The following is a 20,417-nucleotide window of genomic DNA, read 5'->3' as shown; positions in this document are numbered from 1 at the left end:
CCGCCGTCGAAGGTGGCCAGCCCGAAGTCGGTGAGCATCACCCGCCCGTCGTGCGCCACGAGCACGTTCTGCGGTTTGATGTCGCGGTGCAGCACCCCGGCGGTGTGCGCGGCGTGCAGCGCGTCGAGCACGGCCAGGCCGATCCGTGCCGCGCGGGCCGGCTCCAGTGGCCCCTCGGCGTCCACCACGTCCTGGAGGGTGCGGGACGGGACGTACTCCATCACGATCCACGGGCTGTCGTCGACCGCGATGACGTCGTAGAGGCGGACCACGGCCGGGTGGTTGAGCCGGGCGGCGGCGCGCGCCTCCCGCAGGGTGCGCGAGCGCAGCTCGTCCCGTTCGCGGTCGGTCAGCCAACCCGGGGGCACGATCTCCTTGACCGCGACCTCGCGGTGCAGCATCTCGTCGCGGGCACGCCACACCCGACCCATGCCCCCGCGACCCACCAGGTCGAGCAGCCGGTACCGACCGGCGATCAGCACCTGCGCACGCACCTCCTCAGCCGCTGTCCGGGCTACACCCTAACCAGCGGATCGGAAGTCACCAATCGGTCGTCCGACTCGGCTCAGCAGGCGGCGTGGCCGTCGCGGGCCAGGAGGTTGCCCTCGGGGATGGCGATCCGGGTGCGCCCACCGGCCAGTTGGGCGGTGGCCCGACGGGCCTGCACCGGGCCGTGCTCCCTGCGTGCGGCGTTGTAGCTGGCGGCCGTGCGGGCCGCGATCGTGGCCCACCCGTAGCGCTCGCCGACCATGGTGCGGGCCCGGCGGGCCACCCGCCGGGCGAAGACCTCGTCGCCGAGCAGTTGACCGACCGCGCCGGCGAGCGCGTCCGGGTCGCTGTGCGGAAACGTCACCCCGGTGACGCCGGGCTCGACGATCTCGGCGAGACCGCCTGTGCGGGCCACCGCCAGCGGCGCCCCGGCGGCCGCCGCCTCCAGCGCCACCATGCCGAACGGCTCGTAGAGGCTGGGCACCACTGTCGCGTCGGTGGCGCCGAGCATCGCCGGCAACTGGGTGGAGTCGAGGAAACCGGTGAACCGTACGGTCGAGCTGAGCGCCAACCGTCGGGCCTCCGCCTCCAGTTCGGCGCGGTACGGGCCGTCGCCGGCGATCACCACCCGGAGCCCCGGGTGCCGCTCGCGGAGTCGGGGCACCGCGTGCATCAGGTGCTGGACGCCCTTCTCGTAGACGAGCCGACCGGCGTACCCGACCAGCGGGCCGTCCCCGGCGAACCGTGCGCGGGCCGACGCGACCGCCCGCGGTCGGGCCCGCCAGGCCCGGTCGTCGACGCCGTTGGGCACCACGTCGACCTGCGCGGCCGGTGTGTCGAACAGCGACGTGACCTGGTCGCGCATGTACCCCGAACAGGTGATCACCCGGATGGAGGAGCCGCTGAGCCAGTGCTCGACGCCGTGGATGGTGCGGTTCATCTCCTCCGGCAGCCAGCCCTGGTGCCGGCCGGCCTCGGTGGCGTGGATGGTGGTGACCAGCGGCAGGTCCAGGTGCTCGGCCAGGGTGACGGCGGTGTGGGCGACGAGCCAGTCGTGGGCGTGGATGACGTCGTAGGTGCCGGCTTCGGTGGCGCGTAGGGCGGTGCGGGTGAGGGTGTGGTTGAAGGCCATGGTCCAGGCCAGCAGGGAGCCGGTGGCGAGGGGGAAGGCGACCGGGTCTTCGGGGGCGCGCAGGATGCGGACGCCGTCGGCGTACTCCTCCAGGGGTGCGCCTTCGCTGTGGCGGGTGACGACGGTGACCTCGTGGCCGGCGGCGGCGAGGGCGACGGAGAGGGCGTGCACGTGTCGGCCGAGGCCGCCGACGAGCACCGGCGGGTACTCCCAGGAGAGCATCAGCACCCGCAGTTGCCGGGCGGCGTGGATGTCGATCACGTGGGCGTCGGGTGACATGCGGCCCCCTTTGAGTTGTCCCCGGGCGCGCGCCGACCGACACCGGAACCGATGTCGCCGTCGCGTCTGGATCGGGGCCAATCCTGCCGGGATCGAGATAACCAGCGGAGACACCACCGTTGCGGTCGTGTAAAGCGCTACTGGCCCTTTCGGCGCACCCGCAGCAGCTCGGCCACCGACCACGCCTGAAATGGGCAGCCGGTCGCGGCGTGCGGCGCGAGGCCGTCGGCCGTCTCACTTACCGAGCCTAGTCCATATTCGGTCAGATGGGCCTCAATGCCGATGAATACGTCATCGACCGACATCTTGCTCCGGCGGCACGCGTCCACGTACGGCCCGAGCAGCCACGGCCAGACGGTGCCCTGGTGGTAGCCACCGTCGCGCTCGGCCGGACCGCCCCGGTGCCGCCCCACGAACTCCGTCGAATCCGGGGCGAGGCTGCGCGGCCCGAGCGGAGTGAGCAGACCGTGTCCGATGCGGCGGAGCGTCGCCTCGTCCGGCTCCATCGGCGCGTACGGCAACGACCAGGCCAGCAGTTGGTTGGGACGCAGCGCGTCGTCGTCGTGCAGGGCGGCCCCACCCAGCGGGTACGCCGGCGCGGGCGCGTCCAGCACGTCGTGCAGCCAGCCGGTCGGCGAGGGAAAACGCTCCCGGAACGAGGCGGTCGCCTGCCCGTGCCGACGCCACAGCTCGTCCGCGGCCTGCCCGGCCAGCTCGGTCAGCTCCGCGAGCCCGGCCAGCCCGTTGACCCACAACGCGTTGACCTCGACCGGCTTGCCGGTACGCGGGGTGACCGGCACCCCGTACACCCGGGCGTCCATCCAGGTGAGCGCGGTGCCGGGGGCGCCCTGGGTGAGCAGCCCGTCGGCCGGGTCGACGGAGATCCCGTACCGGGTGCCGGCCACGTGGGCGTCGATCACGGCACGCAGCGCGGGCAGCAGCTCGTCACCGAGGTCGGTGTCACCGGTGACGGTGACGTGCCGGCTCACCGCGTGCAGGAACCACAGCGTGCCGTCGACGGTGTTGTACTCCACCCGGCCGGTGTCGGCCGTGTTGGCCAGCATCCCCTCGGACAGCGTCGCCGCGTACGCCCGCAGCAGCGCCCGACCCTCGTCGGCGCGACCGGTGCAGAGGAACAACCCCTCGTACGAGATCATCGTGTCCCGGGACCAGGCCCCGAACCACGGGTACCCGGCGACCACGTCCACCGCCGCGTTGCTGGTGCGCACCACGAACGCGTCGGCGGCCAGCGCCAGGGTGGCATCCACGTCGTCGGCCGGCTTCGCCGTCGCCACCACCTGCCGGTTGCGCCGTCGCGCGCTCTCCACGATCTCGGCGGCCGGCGGCGGCTCCTCGTCGAGTCGACCGGCCCAGGCCCGCACCGACACCGTGTCGCCGGGGCGTTCCAGCTCGCCGACGAAGCGTCCCGCGTACCAGAGGTCCTCGTCCGCGTTCAAGCCACGGTTGGCCTCCTCGCGGTGGTGCACGCCCAGCCACCACTGCCCCTCGGGCGTCCAGCCCGGGCCGGCCAGCCGGTACGCGCCCTCGACCACCGCGCCGTCGGCCACCGCCTCGACCTGCGGGGTCGGGCCGTCGGCCCGCCGTTCGCCGTGCGCGTCCCGCCAGGTGCAGGCGGCCGACAGCTCCAACCGGACGGGCCCACCGGCGACCAGCCGGTGCACCACCGCCACGCAGGAGCGCCCGGGCAGCATGGCCAGCTCCCGTTCGATCACCACCGCGCCGATCCGCCACCGCCACCGGGGCAGCCCGTCGACCAGGTCGAAGCGCTCCAGCAACTCGAAACCGCGCGGGTCCACGTCGCCGGAGGACCACTCGTGCGCGCCGAGGCGCACCCGCGCGCCGGACGGCAGGGTTACCGCCGGGTCGAGACTGACCAGTCCCACCTGCCGGGAGGCCGGAGTTTCGCCGGGGACGACCAGCAGACCGTGGTAGCGGCGCGTCCGGAGCCCCCCGACGGTGCCCATCGCATAGCCGCCGAGACCGTCGGGAACCAGCCACTCCCGGCTCGCGGCGCTGGTCAGATCGCCGCAGACCTGGGGGCCGAAGTGCATGTCGATCAACTTTCCTCCATCGGCGGCGAGGTGTAACACGCCACGACGACAATGGCCGCTGTGGTCAAGTACCGCGGCGACGTCAAAGATGTGCACGTGATCACTGACCGATCGTCCTCCGACGCCTCGCCACCCGACGCTGAGCGGCTCCGGCTCGCCCAGGCCGACTCGGGGGAGCAGGATTGGCGCGCATGGGGTCCCTATCTGTCCGAACGGGCGTGGGGGACGGTACGGGAGGACTACAGCGAGCACGGTACGGCCTGGGACTACTTCCCGCATGACCACGCGCGGTCCAGAGCCTACCGGTGGAATGAAGACGGGATGGCCGGCGTCTGCGACGACCGACAGACCTTCGCCTTCGCCCTCGCGCTCTGGAACGGCAAGGACCCGATCCTCAAGGAGCGGATGTTCGGCCTCGGCGGCGACGGCGGCAACCACGGCGAGGATGTCAAGGAGTACTGGTGGTACGAGGACTCCACGCCCACCCACTCCTGGATGCGCTGGCGCTACCACTACCCCCAGGCCGCCTTCCCGTACGACGAACTCGTCGCGGTGAACGCGTTGCGCGGCCGCGACGACACCGAGTACGAGCTGGTGGACACCGGGATCTTCGACGACGACCGGTACTGGGCGGTGACCGTCGACTACGCCAAGGCGTCCCCGACCGACCTCTGCATGGTGGTGACCGTCGCCAACCGGGGCGACCGGGCGGCGACCCTGCACGTGCTGCCCACCCTGTGGTTCCGCAACACCTGGGCCTGGGGCCTGCCCGGCGGCGACCGCATCCCGAAGCTCACCGGCCAGGGCACCCGGCTCGTCGGCGAGCACCGGGTGCTCGGCCAACTGCTGCTGGAGGGCGACGGCGGGCCGGTGCCACTGCTGTGTGACAACGACACCAACGCCGAACGTCTCTGGGGCCTGCCCGGCCGCTCGCCGTACCCGAAGGACGGCATCAACGACCACGTCGTCAACGGCGCGGCCACGGTCAACCCCGCGCGGGAGGGCACCAAGGGTGCCCTGCACTACGTGCTCGACGTGCCGGCCGGCGGGCAGCGCCAGATCCGGCTGCGGCTGACCCGCACCGCGTCGCCACCGGCCGCCGCGCCGCCGCCCCCGGCCGACCTCAGCGACGGCTTCGAGGCCGTGGTGTGGGCGCGCCGGGCCGAGGCGAACCGGTTCTTCGCCGGCGTGATCCCGCCCGCCGCCACCGCCGACGAGGCGCTGGTGGCACGGCAGGCCATCGCCGGGCTGATGTGGGGCAAGCAGTTCTACCACTTCGACGTCAAACGCTGGCTCGAAGGCGACCCGGGCTCCACCCCGCCGCCGGCCGGTCGCCGACACGGGCGTAACAGCGCCTGGTGGCACATGACCAGCTTCGACGTCATCTCCATGCCCGACCCCTGGGAATACCCGTGGTACGCGGCCTGGGACCTGGCCTTCCACTGCGTCAGCATCGCCCGGGTCGACCCGGGCTTCGCCAAGGACCAACTGCTGCTCCTGCTCCGCGAGTGGTACCTGCACCCCAACGGGCAGATCCCGGCGTACGAGTGGGCGTTCGGCGACGTGAACCCGCCGGTGCACGCGTGGGCGGCGCTGAAGGTGTTCGAGATCGACGGCGGCCGGGACTACGACTTCCTGGCCCGGGTGATGCACAAGCTGCTGCTCAACTTCACCTGGTGGGTCAACCGCAAGGACACCGGCGGCAACAACGTCTTCGAGGGCGGCTTCCTCGGTCTGGACAACGTCGGGCCGTTCGACCGCTCGGCGGCGCTGCCGGTGGCCGGTGTGCTGGAGCAGTCCGACGGCACCGGCTGGATGGCCATGTACGCGCTGAACCTGCTGGACATGGCCATCGTGCTGGCCGAACATGACCGCACCTGGGTGGACACCGCCACCAAGTTCTTCGAGCACTTCGCGTACATCGCCGCCGCCGCGTACGAGCAGGGGCTGTGGGACGACGAGGACGCCTTCTTCTACGACGTGCTGCGCCTCGCCGACGGCACGAAGGTGCCGCTGAAGGTCCGCTCGGTCGTCGGGCTGCTGCCGTTGGCCGCCACCACCCGGCTCACCGCGAAGACCCTGCACCGCCTGCCGGAGCTGGGCGCGCGGTTGCGCTGGTTCCTCACCAACCGCCCCGAGTACGCCCAGGTGATCGGCACCCGCCGGCTCGGCCCCGACGGCCGGCAGCAGCGGCTGCTGTCCATGGTCGGCCCGGAGCAGGTGGTTCGGCTGCTCGCCCGGATGCTCGACCCCGACGAGTTCCTCTCCGACTTCGGCCTCCGTACGTTGTCCCGCGCGCACCTGGACAAGCCGTTCTCGGTCACCCTCGGCGGGCAGGAGTTCTCCGTCGGCTACGAACCGGCCGAGTCGACCAGCGGCCTGTTCGGCGGCAACTCGAACTGGCGGGGTCCGATCTGGATGCCCACGAACTTCCTGCTGGTCAGCGCGCTGCGCGACTACGCGGCGTTCTTCGGCGACGACCTCCAGGTGGAGTACCCGACCCGCTCCGGGGTGAAGCACACACTGGACGAGATCGCCGACGACCTCTCCGCCCGGCTGATCTCGCTCTTCACCCAGGACGACTGGGGGCGGCGGCCCATCTACGGCGCCGCTCAGATGTTCCAGACCCACCCGGACTGGCGCGACCTGATCGCCTTCCCCGAGTACTTCCACGGCGACAACGGGGCCGGTCTGGGCGCCTGGCACCAGACCGGCTGGACCGCCCTGGTAGCCGACCTGATCCTCACCCTGCGCCGCTGACCCCGCCCCCGCCCCGCCCACGCGCGTCCCGCCCACCGCGCGTCCCGTCCACCGCGTGTCCCGCCGGTCGTGCGTCCCGTCCGTCGTGCGTCCCGCCCACCGCGTGTCCCGCCGGTCGTGCGTCCCGTCCGTCGTGCGTCCCGCCCACCGCGCGCCCCGTCCCGTCCACCGCGCGTCCCGTCCCAACGCGTCCCGTCCGTCGTGCGCCCCGCCCCGCCCCGTCCCGACCGACCGCCCGCAAGATCGGCGCAACTTCCCTGATGTTGCTGTCTCGGGGCCGTCGGAGGCAGCAACATCAGGGAAAGTGTGCGGATCTTGCAGGTGCGCCTGCGCCTGCGCTCCGCCGTCTCCGGCATGACCGAGGGCGGGGCAGATCATCGGGGGCGGGGCCGGTGATCGACTCGGGTTTCCGGAAGTCGGGCCATCCCTGTCGTCGGGATGCCGCGACTTCATGGAACCCGAGTCGATCATCCGGGGGTGGGGTCGGTGATCGACTCGGGTTTCCGGAAGTCGGGCTATCCCTGTCGTCGGGATGCCGCGATTTCACGAAACCCGAGTCGATCATCCGGGGGTGGGGTCGGTGATCGGCTCGGGTTTCCGGAAGTCGGGCCATCCCTGTCGCCGGGATGCCGCGACTTCATGGAACCCGAGTTGATCATCCGAGGGCGTGACGGGGCAGGGGCGTGACAGGGCGGGGCGGGGGCGGGGCGGGGCGGGGTCGTGGGCGTGATGGGGCGGGGCGGTGACGGGGTCGTGGGCGTGACGGGGCGGGGCGTGACGGGGCGGGGCGTGATGGGTCGGGGGCGTGGGTCTGGGTGATTGTCGATTTGACTTTGCGGAGGCCGGGCCATCCCTGCCTCCGGACATCATGGAAGCCTGCTGCGGCTCACTCGGGGCGCAGACATGTGCTTCCTTCACTATCGTGATCGGCTATGGGGGAGTCGGTGAGACCGGTGGGTGAGGTATACGTCCTCGGGCAGTCGCGGGCCTGGCCCGCCATCGCGATCCCAGGTGTGATCATGGCCCTGATGATCGTTGTCGGGGTGCTCTTCGACCTGGTCATCTGGACCGTCCTGGCGCTCGGCGTAGCCTCGATCGTTCTCGCCTTCGTCCGGTGGCGGAACGGGGTGTTCGCCGACGACCTGGGGCTGCTGGTCCGAGACCGTTCGGGCCTGCACCGCTCGTACGCCTGGGACGAGATCGAGCGGATGGGCTGGGTCGACGCGGGGATGTGGGGGAGCACCCTGTCGGTCTTCCCCCGAGGCGGCCCCTACGACGTGCCGGGGCCCAACGCTGCTGTCAACGTGGGACGCATCTGGCGACCGGGGCGTCAACACCTCGCGGACCCGATGCCCGCGCTGCTGGAAACCCACGGCATCAAGGCACTGTTCGACAGCTGACCCGAGGGCTCACAGATATCCGACGTTGATGATCAGCTTGCCCTCCTTGGCGCGGGCTCCCACATAGACGGACCCGGGGTCGAACAACGTCGGAGACAGGCTCTGCTCCTCGGTGAGGCCCATGTCGTGTGCCAGGTCCTCCGGGGTCTGCCCCGCCGCGGGCTGCACGGTGATCCGCCGCCAGCATCCGCCGGAGGCGCATTCCATGCCTTCGTCGACGATGCTCGCCCCGGGCGGCACCGTCGGTATCCGTGAGTCCGGCGGTAACGCTCCCTCGGTGCCGAACACCTGCAACCGCAGGAACCCCAGAACCCACAGGCACGACAGCAGGCCCACCGCGACGGACACGGCCACGAGGAGGCGCCTCGTACGTCGTCTCCTCGGCCCGGCTCCCGACGTCATGCCGCCACGTTAGCGAGGCAGGATCGGCGTGGTCGAGCCTGCGATCCCCACGACGCACTAGTCGGCCCTCTCAGCCTGCCTGGCGCTCCATCGGTGGCGGCGGAACACCGCGATGGCGACGGCCACCGCGACGAGCAGTGCGGTGACGCCCTTCCAGGCACGCTCGAACCAGGGGCGGCCGTCGCCGAACGCGGCCTCACCAGCCGTCGTGAGCCAAAGGCCCACCCACGCCCACTGCCAGCCGCGTGGCCGGGAGAATTCTTCGGTGAGTCGGAGCTTGCGCCGTACACGGCAGCCGAGGCGCCGAGGACAATGAGCAGCGGCGCGCCGACGCGCGAGATGGCCTCCCACAGGGACACCGAGCGATCATGGCAGTGGTCCCGCCAATCCACCAGGGACGATTCTCGTTCAGGGTCCAGGTGAGTCGAGCATGGCTCTGCGGCCACGACCTCGATCAGCACAGGTGCTCCCGGGTCGGGTCATGCCATCAGAACGGCTCGGGTCCGAGCCGGCCCCAGGCCACGAAGGCCGCCAGGGCGAGGTAGAACAGATTCAGCACGACGACCTTCGCCTCGTTGTGGCGCAGGTGGGCGATCATCGCCCCGATCATCAGCAGCACCCAGCAGATGGCGGTCACCGGCACCAGCACCGGTGCGATGTCCAGCACGGCGGGCAGGATCAGGCCGACCGCGGCCAGCAGTTCGAGGACTCCGAGGGTCTTGACGAAGCCGACACTCGCGGTCTGCGTCCACCCTCCGCCGTTGGCCCGGGCCAGCTTCTCCTTGGGTACGAAGGTCTTGGTGATGCCGGCGGCCAGGGCGACTGCGGCCAACAGTCCGGCCGCGATCCACAGTGCCAGGTTCATGATTGTCCTTTCGCGTGGGGTCGAACACGAGACACCGCCGGCCCGCTCGCTGTGACAGACCGCAAAGTGACGTGGTGCACAGGACGGCGGTGTCACAGACGGCGGGGGAGCGGTGTCTCGTGGGCGAGGTGGTCGAAGGACGAGAGGGGAGAACGCATGGATGCCGCTGTCGACGCTTTCGTCGCGCACCGGAACCTGCTGTTCACCGTCGCCTACGAGATGCTCGGCTCGGCCGCCGACGCCGAGGACGTACTCCAGGAGACCTGGCTGCGGTGGGCGGACGCCGACCTCGCGGTGGTGCGGGATCAGCGCGCCTACCTGGTCCGGATCACCACCCGCCAGTCGCTCAACCGGCTGCGCGCGGTCGGCCGGCGCAGGGAGTCCTACGTCGGCTCGTGGTTGCCCGAGCCGCTGCTGACCGCGCCCGACGTCGCCGACGACGTCGAACTCGCCGAGAGCGTCTCGATGGCGATGATGCTGGTGCTGGAGACGCTCGCGCCGATCGAGCGGGCGGTGTTCGTACTCCGTGAGGTCTTCGATCTGGCCTACGACGAGATCGCCGAAGCGGTCGGCAAGAGCCCGGCGGCCGTCCGCCAGATCGCCCACCGGGCGCGGGCGCATGTCGCCGCGCGTCGACCCCGGGGGGTGGTTTCCGCGGCCGACAGCCGGCGGGTGCTCGACGCGTTCCGGCGGGCGATCGAGACCGGCGACGTGCGGGGCCTGCTCGACGTCCTCGCGCCGGATGTCGTGCTTGTCGGCGACGGCGGCGGGATCAGGCAGGCGCTGCTGCGGCCGGTCGCCGGGGCTGACAAGGTGGCCCGACTGTTGGCCAGCAGGCAGTTCCAGGTCGCCGCCCTGTCGCTGCACCCGGCCCAGGTGAACGGCTTCCCGGCCCTGGTGTTCCGGCTCGACGGCGAGATCGACACGGTGGTGACGCTGCGCATCGATGACGGCCTCGTCAGTGCTCTCTACGCCGTGCGCAATCCGGAGAAGTTGTCGCACATGCGCAGCGAGAACGCGCTGCGCCGGTGAGGTCGCGATCCTCGGCCGTACGCATCTAGAGCGCAGGCGTGGGCGTCTCCGGTGAACGCCGACGTGAGCGCAGCGTGTCCGCGACGATGACGCCGAGCAGGACCACGGCCGCGGCCCCGCCGGCGCTGAGCGGGTCGAGGTGGACGGCTACCGGCACCAGCAGACCGAAGGCCAGCAGGCCGACCAGCCGGGATCGGGAGACCCGGGCGAAGACCTGGTATTCCAGGGCCGAGCGTCCGGCGAGGAAGAGCACCGGGCCGCCGAGGATGGCGATGAGCCAGGCCGTCGGGAGGTGTCCGAAGGGCTCGGTGATGAACAGTTCGAAGCCCACACCGGTCAGGACGATCCCCGCGATCATGACAAGGTGGGCGAACGCCATCACGGTCGCGAGTCGGGCGGCGTCGCGGGCGCGGCTGATCGCGGCGTCGAGCACACTTCCCGCGACGTGGAAGTAGATCCTCCAGAGCAGGACGGTCATCGTCAGTGCAAGGAGGAACCCGGCGGTCTGGTCGGCGCGGAACTCGCTGCCGCTGAACGCCAGCCCGATGACGAAGATCGCCTCTCCGATCGCGATGAGCAGGAACTGCTGGTACCGCTCGGCCAGGTGCTCGGCGGCGATCATCCGGCCGCCGATCCGCTGCGCGCCGATCCGAGGGGTCGGCCATCCGAGGTACAGCCCGGCGTAGTCGATCAGCACGGCGATGGTCCACAGCGGTCCGCGGACCGTACCCTCGTTGGCCAGACCACCGACCACCCAGAGTGGCGCGCTCACCCCGAACCAGATCAAAACCCGAAGGGTCTGCCGCGGGTCCGGTCGGCCGTGCCCGACGACGTGGAAGTAGACCACTCGGCCGATCTGGAGGCTCACGTAGGTGATGGCGAAGAGCGCAGCCCGCGCGCCGAAGCCGTCCGGTACGGCGACGGCCATCGTCATGGCCCCGAGCGTCGTCATGACGATCACGGTCTGGACGATCGACGTCTCCGGGTCCAGCCAACTGGTCGACCAGACGGTCAACGACCAGACGGCCCACAGCGCCAGGAACAGCAGGAGGGACTGACCGAGACCCGCCAGCACACCGCGTTGGCCGTCGGTGAAGTCGGCGATCAGCCGCGCCGAGATCCGGGTGAGGGCGAAGACGAAGACCAGGTCGAGGAAGAGTTCCAGGAAGGTGGCCCGCTGGTAACTGGCCTCGCCGCGCACCAGCGGTACGCCTGCTCCCTCGCTCATCGGCCTGCCACGGGCCGGTGCCGCCGAACGACCACGTGCCCTCCCGTCGCGGTGATCTCCTCGCCTAACGAGCGAGGAGTCGGCCGTGGCACGGCAGCAGGAAACCGGGTGTCGGTGTGCCGCTCTTGCCCTCATCGACCGACTGGCGTCACTGAAGTAGTCACCAATCTGTCAGCTGGCGACTACGGCAGGTGTTCACCCTTACGCTCGTGGGCGTGCCCGGACCTGCCGAGAAGGCCACCGAACAGGACCGGCGCGACCTCATCGTCGCGGTCGCGCGAGAGCTGGCCGAGGCGGAGGGCTGGGCGGGGGTGACCACCCGACGGTTGGCCGAGCGGGCCGAGGTCGACGTCGGTGACCTCTACCAGCACTTCGCGGATCTGGAGGCGTTGCTGGCCGCCGTCGCCGTGTGCGCCTTCGCCGACCTGGCCGCCGATCTGGCGGAGGCACACGCCGAAGCCGACGAGGGTCCCGAGGGGGCGTGGCCGGCGGTGGCGACCGCGTACCTCGACTTCGCGTACACGAATCCCGAGGTCTATGACGCGATGCTCGCGCTGACCCCCGACCTGGCCCTCGGCGTCGATGGCGTGCCGGCCGCGCCGCGGGCGGTCTTCGGCGAGCTGCGAGCGGCCCTGACCCCGCTGGCCGAGGGCCGGGACCCGGACACCCTCGCCGAGGTGGGCTGGAGCCTGCTGCACGGCGTGGTGATGCTCACCCGGGGCGGCCGGCTGAGACCCGAGGGTCAGGAGGACCGCGAAGCGCTGATCGCACAACGGTTGCTGCGGTGGCCGTGACGGCCACCGCCACCCATCATGCTCAGTTGAGGGGCTCGCGGTTGAACGGGCCCTTGTCGGCGAACCGGAACGTGGTGTCCAGCGCCGCGTTGCCCGGCTCCCTGAGGACCAGGCCGTTGCCCGCCGCGTGTTGCAGGAACCGGGTCTCACTACCGATCGCGTACGTGCCGTCGCCCTTGCTGACGATCATGAACCGTTGGATCGGGTTGTCCTCGTCGCAGACGGCGGCCTCCACCGTCAGCTCCGGTTCGACGTCCAGGCCGTTGACCTGCCAGCAGGACGGTTCGTCGTTGGCGGGGTGGCCGTCCTGTGTGCCGAACGCCTTGATCACGTACCGGTCGTTGCCGATCGGCACCGGAACGAAAAGGACGCGACCGCCGGTGTCGCCGCCCTCCTCAAGCCGGCCGCTGAGTTCCAGAGCGCTCCCGGACCCCTTGACCCGCGTCATCGTGACCTCGCGCTTACCGGACAACAGCGCGTCGGCCGCAACAGCCGACGACGAGGACGGCGCCGCCGCTGGAGTGCTCGTCACGGCGCCCGACGGTGTGCCTGCCGACGCGTCCGGGGCCTTGTCGGCGCCACTGCCACACGCCACCAGCGCGCCGGTGCAGGCCAGCATCGCTGCGCCGGTAACCCACTTCATCGAGAACATGCCGTACTCCTCAAGAGCCGTCCCGAACCCGTCATATCCGCCTCGCGCCTATCCTGGTCCCTCGGCTTTTCCGGTGACAGGCGGGGGATGAGGACGTCATGACGGTTGGCGAGGCGGCGCGGCGGCAGGCGAAGGTGCTGATCTTCGACGCGGACGACACGTTGTGGGAGAACAACGTCGTCTTCGAGCGGGTGATTGACGACTTCCTGGCCTGGCTGGACCACCCCACCCTGGACCGGGCCGAGTTGCGGGCCGTACTCGACGACATCGAGCGCGCCAACGCGGTGGCGCACGGCTACGGCAGCAAGGTGTTCCTGCGCAGCCTGGCGGAGTGCCTGGAGCGGCTGCGCGAACGGCCGGCAACCGAGTTCGAGCGTCAGGAGATCGACCGGCTGGCCGTGGCACTCGTCGAGCACCGGGTGGAGTTGATGCCCGGTGTGGCCGAGGCGCTTGACGAGCTGGCCGTCCGGCACGAACTGCTGCTGCTGACCAAGGGGGATCAGGCGGAGCAACAGCGCAAGCTCGACGCCTGTGGCCTGCTGCACCACTTCCGGGCCGCGCACATCGTGGCGGAGAAGAACGTCGAGACCTACCGGTGGCTGGTGCGGGAGCACGGCTTCGACCCGTCCGGCGCCTGGATGATCGGCAACTCCCCGAAGTCGGACATCCTGCCGGCGCGGGCCGCCGGGCTGAACGCGGTGTTCATCCCGAACGAGAACACCTGGGTGCTGGAAGACGACGAACTGGACCCGACCGACCCCGGCGTCCTGCGGCTGGCCTCGTTCCGCGACCTGCTGCGGCACTTCTGACCACCGAAACCGAACAGCGTCCCCGATCATGATCGCGTTACGCCCACATGCCGGTTTTTCACCTTGAGGTCAGTCCCGCCCCGGGTCGTCCGGCACGGCTTGTCCGACCGTCACGGCCCGCCTAACCTGGGCCGGCGCTCACGACCCTTCGAGGTGTGTCGGGGGCGCACCGGCGTTCGGCGGGTGGGCACCGTGGAGCTGAGTGCAGAGCGGCCGGCTCTCCCCGTTGCCGCGCGTGGCCCCGTGCCACGCCCGAGCGACGGGGCGCCATAGCTGTCCGCTTCTCTGCCGGACAGCCGAGGGTCAGGGCCGGGTAGTTGCGGACCCGGTCCTGACCCGACCCAGCCGACTCAGCCGGCCTCGCCTCGGACGATCGCCACCGCCACCCTGCAGAACTCGTCCATGTCCGGGTTGAACCCGGCCGCGATGTCGGGGTGCAACCCGGAGCGGGTCTCCTCCAACAGTCGCTGACAGACCTGTTCGACCGGCTCGCCGGCGTAACCGCTGCGGATCCGGTCGGTTGCCGCCTGAAGCGCCGAGGTCAGCTGGTCCTCCAGCGGGCCCCGCAGCTTCTGCTGCACAGGGTCGAGCCCGCGTGGGTCGAGCGTGACATGTGGCTCCGACATCGGTGCTCCCTTCGTCGGCGTCCGCGGTACCCCACCGCGGACGTCGGTCAAACCCCGGTCGGTACGGCGGCGACCCGCACCTGGTACGAAAAGTCCTCCGCCGGCTCCTCGTGGTACGACAACCGGCGGATCTGCCGGTCGTCGGCGTAGAGGGCGACGTCCACCAGGACGCCGAGGTGGGTGAGGCCGATGGACGACACCCGCTTCTTGTCCTGCAACACCGCGCAGACGCCGCCGAGCAGGGTGCTGGCGTCGGCCGTACGGTGCCCGGGCGGGCAGCGCAGGACCAGGTCCACCTCGATCGGCCCGGGCAACGGCGTCCAGCCGGTGCGCTGGGCCGCGGTGAGGGCGGCCTGGAGCAGGGTGCGGACCCTCGTCGCCTGCCGATGCCCGGCGGCGAAGATGGACAACGCTTCGGTCTTGACCGGTGGCAGGCCGCTCACCTCGAATGTCAGGGCGAGAGCGCGGGTGTCCTGCACGACGGCACCTCCTCGTTGGGACGATCCTGCCGAACAGGGGCAGCGGCGGTGGGACGTTCCCGCGATTACCAACCGATCGGGCAGGCTGGGGTCGGCCGGAGGCGTGTCGACGGCGGCGGCGAACGCGCTGGCTGCGGCGCTAGGAAAACGCTAGCTGACGTCGCCCGCGCCCGGTAGTCGGTCGTTCACCCGGTTGGGCGCGGCGTGAGGGCGGTCGGTCGTTCATCCGGTTGGGCGCGGCGTGAGGGCGGTCGGTCGTTCATCCGGTTGGGCGCGGCGCGAGGGCGGTCGGTCGTTCATCCGGTTGGGCGCGGCGCGAAGGCGCAGAACTCGTTTCCCTCGGGGTCGGCCAGCACCCACCAGTTGTGGGTCTTGTCGACCGGCTCCCGCAGCAGGGTCGCACCCGCGTCGAGCAGCGCGTTCGGCTCCGGGCCGACCAGGTCGACGTCCCAGTGCAGCCGGTTCTTGACCGTCTTGGGCTCGGGCACCGCGGCGAACACCCAGAAGTCCCAGGGGAAACCGGCCGCGCCGACCACCCCCGCGTGGGTCCCCTCGTCCTCGACGGTGCCGCCGACGACCCCGGCCCACCAGGTCGCCTGCGCCGCCGGGTCGGTCGAGTCGACCACCAACTCGAACGGGCCGGGCCGGGTGCCGTCGCGGGCCGGGAACGCGCAGAACTCGTTGCCCTCCGGGTCGTCCAGCACCCACCAGGTCGCCTCGCCGGCCGGCTCGCGGACCAGTCGGGCGCCGTCCGCGAGCAGCGCCGCCGGGTCCGCGTCGGCCAACCGCAGATCCAGGTGTACGCGGGTCTTGCCGACCCGCGGCTCGGGCACCCGGTTGACCCAGATCGACTCGGCGTTCGAGCGTGCCGAGCGCGGGTCCACCCGGGTGTCACCGTCGCCAGCATCGGCGACGTCAGCGTCGAGCATCCGAGCCCAGAACGCACCCAGTGCGAGCGGGTCGGCGGCGTCCAGACAGAGGTCCTTGAAGCGCGCGATCATGCTCCCAGCATGCCTGGTCCGGGCGGGGCGCCCGTGGAACAAGCGCTGCGTGGCGGAGTCAGTGCCGCTCGGCGCCTCGTCGATCATGGAGTTGTGGTGGGTGACGAAGTCTGCCCATAACCCCAAACCAGGCACCATAACTCCATGATCGACCGGACCCGGCCGTTCGCCTCTCCGAGTTTCGCGTTCAGTGCTGCTTGGCGTATCAGTGCTGCTTGGCGTACCCGAGGAACGCCTTCCAGGCCGCCGGCTCGACGTGCAGGGTGCCGCCGTCGCGGTCCTTGGTGTCGCGCACCAGCACCACGCTCGGCAGGTTGTCGGCGACCTCGACGCAGGCTCCGCCGTTGCCGCCGGACCTGGTCGACGTACGCCACCGTGGGGTCAGCATGTCCATGACTTCACCACTTCCTTGATCAGCTCGGTTGACTGCCGGCGGGGGAGCGCCTCGTTCCGCACGATCTCCCACGTCTTCGCCAGCTTAGCGACGTCGGTCGGCGCATCGACGATCTGCGCGGTGAGCTGGTTGTCGGCATAGGTCACGCGCTCGCCGTCGGGCATCTCGGCGATGATGAACTGACCACCCATCCCCAGATACATCCCAGCATCCACCGGCACGACATGCACCTGGATATGCTCCGCCGTCGCCAGGTCGGCCAGGTGCTCGCACTGCTCGACCATGAGCCCCGGCTGGTCGAGCACCGGCCGGCGCAGCACCGCCTCGTCCAGGACGGCGATGAGCTGCGGCGGACGAGGGCGTTGCAGGATCGCCTGCCGCTCCAACCGGGAGGCGACGATCCGGTCCACGTCCTCTGCGTCGAACCGTCCACCGGCCAGTGTGGCGCGGGCGTACCGCTCGGTCTGGAGCAGGCCCGGCACGTACGCCAACTCGAACCAGCGCAGCGTGGTCGCCTCCCGCTCGAACTCGATCCACTCGCGCAGCCAGGCCGGCTCCGCGTCGAGCCGGGCCAGCCTCTCCAACATGCGCTGGAAGCGTCCACCGGTCGGGTGCTGGGTGTCGATCGCCCGCACGTACTCCTTCGTGGGCGCTCGCCCACCGGTCTCCACCGAGCTGACGTGCGAGCCCGAATAGCCGATGCCCCGGCCGAAGTCGTCCTGACTGAGCCCGAGCCCCGTGCGGAACAGGCGCAGCTCCTCCAACACGTAGTCCGTAACGGTCCCCATCGACTCCCCAATCTCTGCTCAGCCTGCGTCGGCGTGTCCCTCGTGGTTGCTCGGCTGGGCCGCTGAGCTGCGCGGATGCCGCGAGCGCGTATCGACAGTAGTCGCGCCGTAGCCAAGCTGTCACCAGCGGTGAGCCCATTGGGTGGAGCGGCGAGGACGAGTGGAGGTGGCGATGTTCATGAACGTGCGGACGTACGCGCGGGGGCACCTGGGCGATGCTCCAGAGTGGAACTGCGAGGCGTGCGGTGAGCCCTGGCCCTGCCCGACCTTCCAGGCGATTCCACCGCCGGGGCTCCAGACCGCCACGCTGGCCCACCTCCTGCTGCTGATGGCCGGTGCGGCGATCCGCGACCTGGCAACGCGACCGGACGGGCCACCGCCGCACGTCGTACTGAAGCGTTTTGCCTGGTTTCTGGACCTGGACGACCGGCACGCCCGACACGCCGTGCGGTGGCTGTGATGGTGGTCCGGCCACCCGTCCCGCACGTCGCCATGCGCCCGTTGTGGCGGTGCCGGAACTGCGGCAGCGAGTGGCCCTGTCAACCAGCCAAGCTCGCCCTGCTCGCCGAGTGCCGGACCAGCCGGACGGCGCTGCTCGTCTACCTCGGCACCCTGATGCACGAGGCGACCACCCAACTCACCCAACTCCACCCGGACCACCCGCCGGCCCGGATGACCGAACGCTTCCTCTCCTGGGCGAGGGCCCGAGGCTGACCCCGCTCGATCGCCCGGCAGGCCTGGATTCTGTGGGCGGGGCCCGCGGTCGTTGGGCGCGCGGTCGTTGGGCGCGCGGTCTTTGGGCGCGCGGTCGTCTGGTCCGCGGTCGTTGGGCGCGCGGTCGTTGGGCCTGCGGTCGTCGGGCGCGCGGTCGTCTGGTCCGCGGTCGTTGGGCGCGCGGTCGTCCGGCCTGCGGTCGTCGGGCGCGCGGTCGTCCGGCCCGCGATCACAGCGCTTGATCGACTCGCCTTTCTGAAAAGCGGGGTTTCCTGGCGCGGTGATAGCGCGGTTTTCAGGAAGCCGAGTCGATCACGCCCGTTGAGGCGGTCGGGTGGGGTTGGTTGGATGGTCGCCCCGCGCTTGATCGACTCGGCTTTGTGAAAGGCGGGGTTTCCTGGCGCGGTGATAGCGCGGTTTTCAGGAAGCCGAGTCGATCATGCGCTGCGGGGTGACCGGGCGGGGCGGCCCGGCGGGGCGGGGCGGCTCGGCGGGGCGGCCCGGCGGTCGGGTGGGGCGGTCGGGCGGGGGTGGTTTGTTGGTCGCCCTGCGCTTGATCGACTCGGCTTTGTGAAAGGCGGGGTTTCCTGGCGCGGTGATAGCGCGGTTTTCAGGAAGCCGAGTCGATCACGCGCTGCGGGGTGACCGGGCGGGGCGGCTCGGCGGGGCGGGGCGGCCCGGTGGGGCGGCCCGGCGGTCGGGTGGGGCGGTCGGGTGGGGGTGGTTGGTTGGTGGTCCTGCGCTTGATCGACTCGGCTTTGTGAAAGGCGGGGTTTCCTGGCGCGGTGACAGCGCGGTTTCCACGAAGCCGAGTCGATCACGCGCGGGACGTCAGCACAGGTCCACAGACGGCGCACTGCCTTGCGGACGCTCGATGTGACAGGCAGGTTTCGCGGCTCCGCAGGTGGGGCAGAGTAGCCGCACGGAGCATCCGGGTCAGGGTGTTTCCGCAGCTCCCTGGCCCGGAATCGTCTCGCCGTGCGCCGGGGCACGGATGCCCCTCCCCGGTTTTCGCCGAAGAGAGGGGGAGGGCGATGACGGACCCCGAAACGGCTCGACACCGACGCCGGCCGGTTGTTCGGCTTGGGGCGGCGGCTGCCACGCTGGCGCTGGTCGCACCGCTGGCCGCGTGCGGCGCCGACGACGCTGGTGGCCCACCGACGATCAACCTGTACTACCCGCCGGAGCAGAACCTGCAGAAGGTCGTCGACGACTGCAACGCGCAGGCGCAGGGGCGCTACGAGATCGCCTACCGGGTGCTGCCCCGGCAGGCCGACGACCAGCGGGTACAGATGGTGCGCCGGCTGGCCGCCGAGGACAGCGGCATGGACCTGCTCGGCCTGGACGTCACCTGGACCCAGGAGTTCGCCAGCGCCGACTGGATCCGTGAGTGGACCGGCCAGGACAAGGCCGAGGTCGAGCAGGGCACCCTCGCCGGGCCGCTGGACACCGCCCGCTACGAGGACAAGCTGTACGCGGCACCGAAGAACACCAACGTGCAGTTGCTCTGGTACCGCAAGGACCTGGTGCCGCAGCCGCCGACCACCTGGGACCAGATGATCAGCGCGGCCCAGCAGCTCAAGGACCAGGGAAAGCCGTACCGGGTGCTCACCATGGGCGCCCAGTACGAGGGCCTGGTCGTCCTCTACAACACCCTGGCCGAGAGCGCCGGCGGAAAGATCCTCAGCGACGACGGTAAGCAGGCCGTGATGGACGACGGCACGGTGCGGGCGTTGGAGCAGTTGAAGAAGTTCGCCACGTCGGGCGTGACTTCGCCGTCGTTCAGCAACGCCACCGAGGACCCGGTCCGGCTGGAGTTCCAGTCCGGCTCCGGCGCGTTCCAGGTGAACTGGCCGTTCGTCTACCCGGCCCTTCAGGAGGCCAACCCGGACCTGGCCAAGCAGGTCGGCTGGGCGCGGATCCCCGGCATCGACGAGGGCACCCCCAGCAAGGTCACCATCGGTGGGGTCAACCTGGCGGTCAGCTCCTACTCCAAGCACCCGGAGATGTCCTTCGAGGCGGCCCGGTGCATCCGCAGCGCCGAGCACCAGAAGTTCTCCGCCATCAACGACGGCGTGCCCCCCACGATCGAAGCCGTCTACGACGAGCCGGAGATGACCGAGGCGTACCCGATGAAGGACACCATCCTGGAGGAGCTGAAAGACCCGGCCACCCGGCCGTTGACCCCCGCCTACCAGAGCATCTCCACGGTGATGTCGGCGGTCCTGTCGCCGCCGTCGGGCATCAACCCGCAGAAGACCGCCGACGAGCTGCGCGGCGCCATCGCCGATGCCCTCCAGTCGAAGGGGGTGCTGCCGTGAGCGCGAGGAGTGAGCCGTTCCTGCGAGCCCCGCAGTCGCGAAGGAAGGTGGCCCCGTGAGCGCGAGGAGTGAGCCGTTCCTGCGAGCCCCGCAGTCGCGAAGGAAGGTGGCCCCGTGAGCGCGAGGAGTGAGCCGTTCCTGCGAGCCCCGCAGTCGCGGGAGGAAGGTGGCCCCGGGGCG

The 20,417-nt window shown here is 70.8% G+C and carries 21 protein-coding genes; 8 read left to right on the top strand and 13 right to left on the bottom strand.

What is annotated here, in order from left to right; translation table 11 throughout:
* From LADH09A_RS30990 to LADH09A_RS30980, 3 genes are all read right to left on the bottom strand, one after another.
* On the bottom strand, positions 1 to 431 hold a 431-nt coding region (locus LADH09A_RS30990; protein ID WP_238649217.1), incomplete at its 3' end, for a serine/threonine-protein kinase.
* Between the two features lie 134 nt (positions 432 to 565).
* Positions 566 to 1,900, bottom strand: a complete 1,335-nt coding sequence (locus tag LADH09A_RS30985; RefSeq protein ID WP_238649214.1) for a glycosyltransferase family 4 protein — start codon at positions 1,898 to 1,900, stop codon at positions 566 to 568.
* A 137-nt stretch (positions 1,901 to 2,037) separates the two neighbouring features.
* Positions 2,038 to 3,981, bottom strand: a complete 1,944-nt coding sequence (locus tag LADH09A_RS30980; RefSeq protein ID WP_238649213.1) for an amylo-alpha-1,6-glucosidase — start codon at positions 3,979 to 3,981, stop codon at positions 2,038 to 2,040.
* 42 nt (positions 3,982 to 4,023) lie between these two features.
* Between LADH09A_RS30980 and LADH09A_RS30975 the strand changes: the two genes are divergently transcribed.
* Together LADH09A_RS30975 and LADH09A_RS30970 are read left to right on the top strand one after the other, a co-directional pair.
* A complete protein-coding gene (locus tag LADH09A_RS30975) occupies positions 4,024 to 6,732 on the top strand; it encodes an MGH1-like glycoside hydrolase domain-containing protein (protein WP_238649212.1) in 2,709 nt (902 codons plus the stop codon).
* Positions 6,733 to 7,751: 1,019 nt separating this feature from the next.
* Complete coding sequence (locus tag LADH09A_RS30970; RefSeq protein WP_238649211.1) at positions 7,752 to 8,132, top strand: hypothetical protein; 381 nt, start codon at positions 7,752 to 7,754, stop codon at positions 8,130 to 8,132.
* A gap of 9 nt (positions 8,133 to 8,141) precedes the next feature.
* Here LADH09A_RS30970 and LADH09A_RS30965 read toward each other — a convergent pair whose 3' ends face one another.
* The 3 genes from LADH09A_RS30965 to LADH09A_RS30955 all read right to left on the bottom strand — a co-directional run bounded on the left by LADH09A_RS30965 (position 8,142) and on the right by LADH09A_RS30955 (position 9,399).
* On the bottom strand, positions 8,142 to 8,480 hold the full coding sequence (locus LADH09A_RS30965) for a hypothetical protein (RefSeq protein ID WP_238649210.1): 339 nt from the start codon (positions 8,478 to 8,480) through the stop codon (positions 8,142 to 8,144).
* A gap of 111 nt (positions 8,481 to 8,591) precedes the next feature.
* Entirely contained in the window at positions 8,592 to 8,759 is a 168-nt protein-coding gene (locus tag LADH09A_RS30960) for a hypothetical protein (RefSeq protein ID WP_238649209.1), read from the bottom strand.
* Between the two features lie 262 nt (positions 8,760 to 9,021).
* Positions 9,022 to 9,399, bottom strand: a complete 378-nt coding sequence (locus LADH09A_RS30955; RefSeq protein WP_238649208.1) for a DoxX family protein — start codon at positions 9,397 to 9,399, stop codon at positions 9,022 to 9,024.
* 156 nt (positions 9,400 to 9,555) lie between these two features.
* On the opposite strand from LADH09A_RS30955, the gene LADH09A_RS30950 reads away from it, so the two are divergent.
* Positions 9,556 to 10,431, top strand: a complete 876-nt coding sequence (locus tag LADH09A_RS30950; RefSeq protein WP_238649207.1) for an RNA polymerase sigma-70 factor — start codon at positions 9,556 to 9,558, stop codon at positions 10,429 to 10,431.
* A gap of 25 nt (positions 10,432 to 10,456) precedes the next feature.
* Here LADH09A_RS30950 and LADH09A_RS30945 read toward each other — a convergent pair whose 3' ends face one another.
* Positions 10,457 to 11,659, bottom strand: coding sequence for a low temperature requirement protein A (locus tag LADH09A_RS30945; protein ID WP_238649206.1), 1,203 nt, complete (start codon positions 11,657 to 11,659; stop codon positions 10,457 to 10,459).
* A gap of 215 nt (positions 11,660 to 11,874) precedes the next feature.
* Between LADH09A_RS30945 and LADH09A_RS30940 the strand changes: the two genes are divergently transcribed.
* On the top strand, positions 11,875 to 12,453 hold the full coding sequence (locus LADH09A_RS30940) for a TetR/AcrR family transcriptional regulator (RefSeq protein WP_238649205.1): 579 nt from the start codon (positions 11,875 to 11,877) through the stop codon (positions 12,451 to 12,453).
* A gap of 22 nt (positions 12,454 to 12,475) precedes the next feature.
* Here the strand turns inward: LADH09A_RS30940 and LADH09A_RS30935 are convergent, their stop codons facing one another.
* The gene (locus tag LADH09A_RS30935) at positions 12,476 to 13,105 is read right to left on the bottom strand and encodes a hypothetical protein (protein ID WP_238649204.1); all 630 of its coding nucleotides are present in this window, start codon (positions 13,103 to 13,105) and stop codon (positions 12,476 to 12,478) included.
* A 98-nt stretch (positions 13,106 to 13,203) separates the two neighbouring features.
* Between LADH09A_RS30935 and LADH09A_RS30930 the strand changes: the two genes are divergently transcribed.
* A complete protein-coding gene (locus tag LADH09A_RS30930) occupies positions 13,204 to 13,914 on the top strand; it encodes an HAD family hydrolase (protein WP_238649203.1) in 711 nt (236 codons plus the stop codon).
* 350 nt (positions 13,915 to 14,264) lie between these two features.
* Here LADH09A_RS30930 and LADH09A_RS30925 read toward each other — a convergent pair whose 3' ends face one another.
* The 5 genes from LADH09A_RS30925 to LADH09A_RS30905 all read right to left on the bottom strand — a co-directional run bounded on the left by LADH09A_RS30925 (position 14,265) and on the right by LADH09A_RS30905 (position 17,202).
* Positions 14,265 to 14,540 carry a hypothetical protein gene (locus LADH09A_RS30925; RefSeq protein WP_238649202.1) on the bottom strand — a complete coding sequence of 92 codons (276 nt, stop codon included), beginning with the start codon at positions 14,538 to 14,540 and terminating at the stop codon, positions 14,265 to 14,267.
* 47 nt (positions 14,541 to 14,587) lie between these two features.
* The gene (locus LADH09A_RS30920) at positions 14,588 to 15,019 is read right to left on the bottom strand and encodes a RusA family crossover junction endodeoxyribonuclease (RefSeq protein ID WP_099855598.1); all 432 of its coding nucleotides are present in this window, start codon (positions 15,017 to 15,019) and stop codon (positions 14,588 to 14,590) included.
* A 296-nt stretch (positions 15,020 to 15,315) separates the two neighbouring features.
* Positions 15,316 to 16,020, bottom strand: coding sequence for a VOC family protein (locus LADH09A_RS30915; protein WP_238649201.1), 705 nt, complete (start codon positions 16,018 to 16,020; stop codon positions 15,316 to 15,318).
* A gap of 205 nt (positions 16,021 to 16,225) precedes the next feature.
* Positions 16,226 to 16,408, bottom strand: coding sequence for a DUF397 domain-containing protein (locus LADH09A_RS30910; protein WP_238649216.1), 183 nt, complete (start codon positions 16,406 to 16,408; stop codon positions 16,226 to 16,228).
* Positions 16,402 to 17,202, bottom strand: a complete 801-nt coding sequence (locus LADH09A_RS30905) for a helix-turn-helix domain-containing protein (protein WP_238649200.1) — start codon at positions 17,200 to 17,202, stop codon at positions 16,402 to 16,404. Before LADH09A_RS30905 ends, LADH09A_RS30910 begins: the two co-directional genes overlap by 7 nt.
* 172 nt (positions 17,203 to 17,374) lie before the next feature.
* On the opposite strand from LADH09A_RS30905, the gene LADH09A_RS30900 reads away from it, so the two are divergent.
* The 3 genes from LADH09A_RS30900 (at position 17,375) to LADH09A_RS30890 (ending at position 20,237) form a co-directional block, all read left to right on the top strand.
* Positions 17,375 to 17,662 (top strand): hypothetical protein, encoded by a 288-nt coding sequence (locus LADH09A_RS30900; protein ID WP_238649199.1) that lies wholly within the window; start codon positions 17,375 to 17,377, stop codon positions 17,660 to 17,662.
* Positions 17,662 to 17,916 (top strand): flavin reductase, encoded by a 255-nt coding sequence (locus tag LADH09A_RS30895; RefSeq protein ID WP_238649215.1) that lies wholly within the window; start codon positions 17,662 to 17,664, stop codon positions 17,914 to 17,916. The genes LADH09A_RS30900 and LADH09A_RS30895 overlap by 1 nt, the downstream gene beginning before the upstream one ends.
* A 1,034-nt stretch (positions 17,917 to 18,950) precedes the next feature.
* Complete coding sequence (locus LADH09A_RS30890; RefSeq protein WP_238649198.1) at positions 18,951 to 20,237, top strand: ABC transporter substrate-binding protein; 1,287 nt, start codon at positions 18,951 to 18,953, stop codon at positions 20,235 to 20,237.
* Positions 20,238 to 20,417: the final 180 nt, after the last annotated feature.

The sequence above is a fragment of the Micromonospora cabrerizensis genome (assembly GCF_022230955.1).
Classification (GTDB): domain Bacteria; phylum Actinomycetota; class Actinomycetes; order Mycobacteriales; family Micromonosporaceae; genus Micromonospora; species Micromonospora cabrerizensis.
Note: the sequence above shows the minus strand (reverse complement) of the source record. Positions and strands in the feature narration are given on the sequence as shown.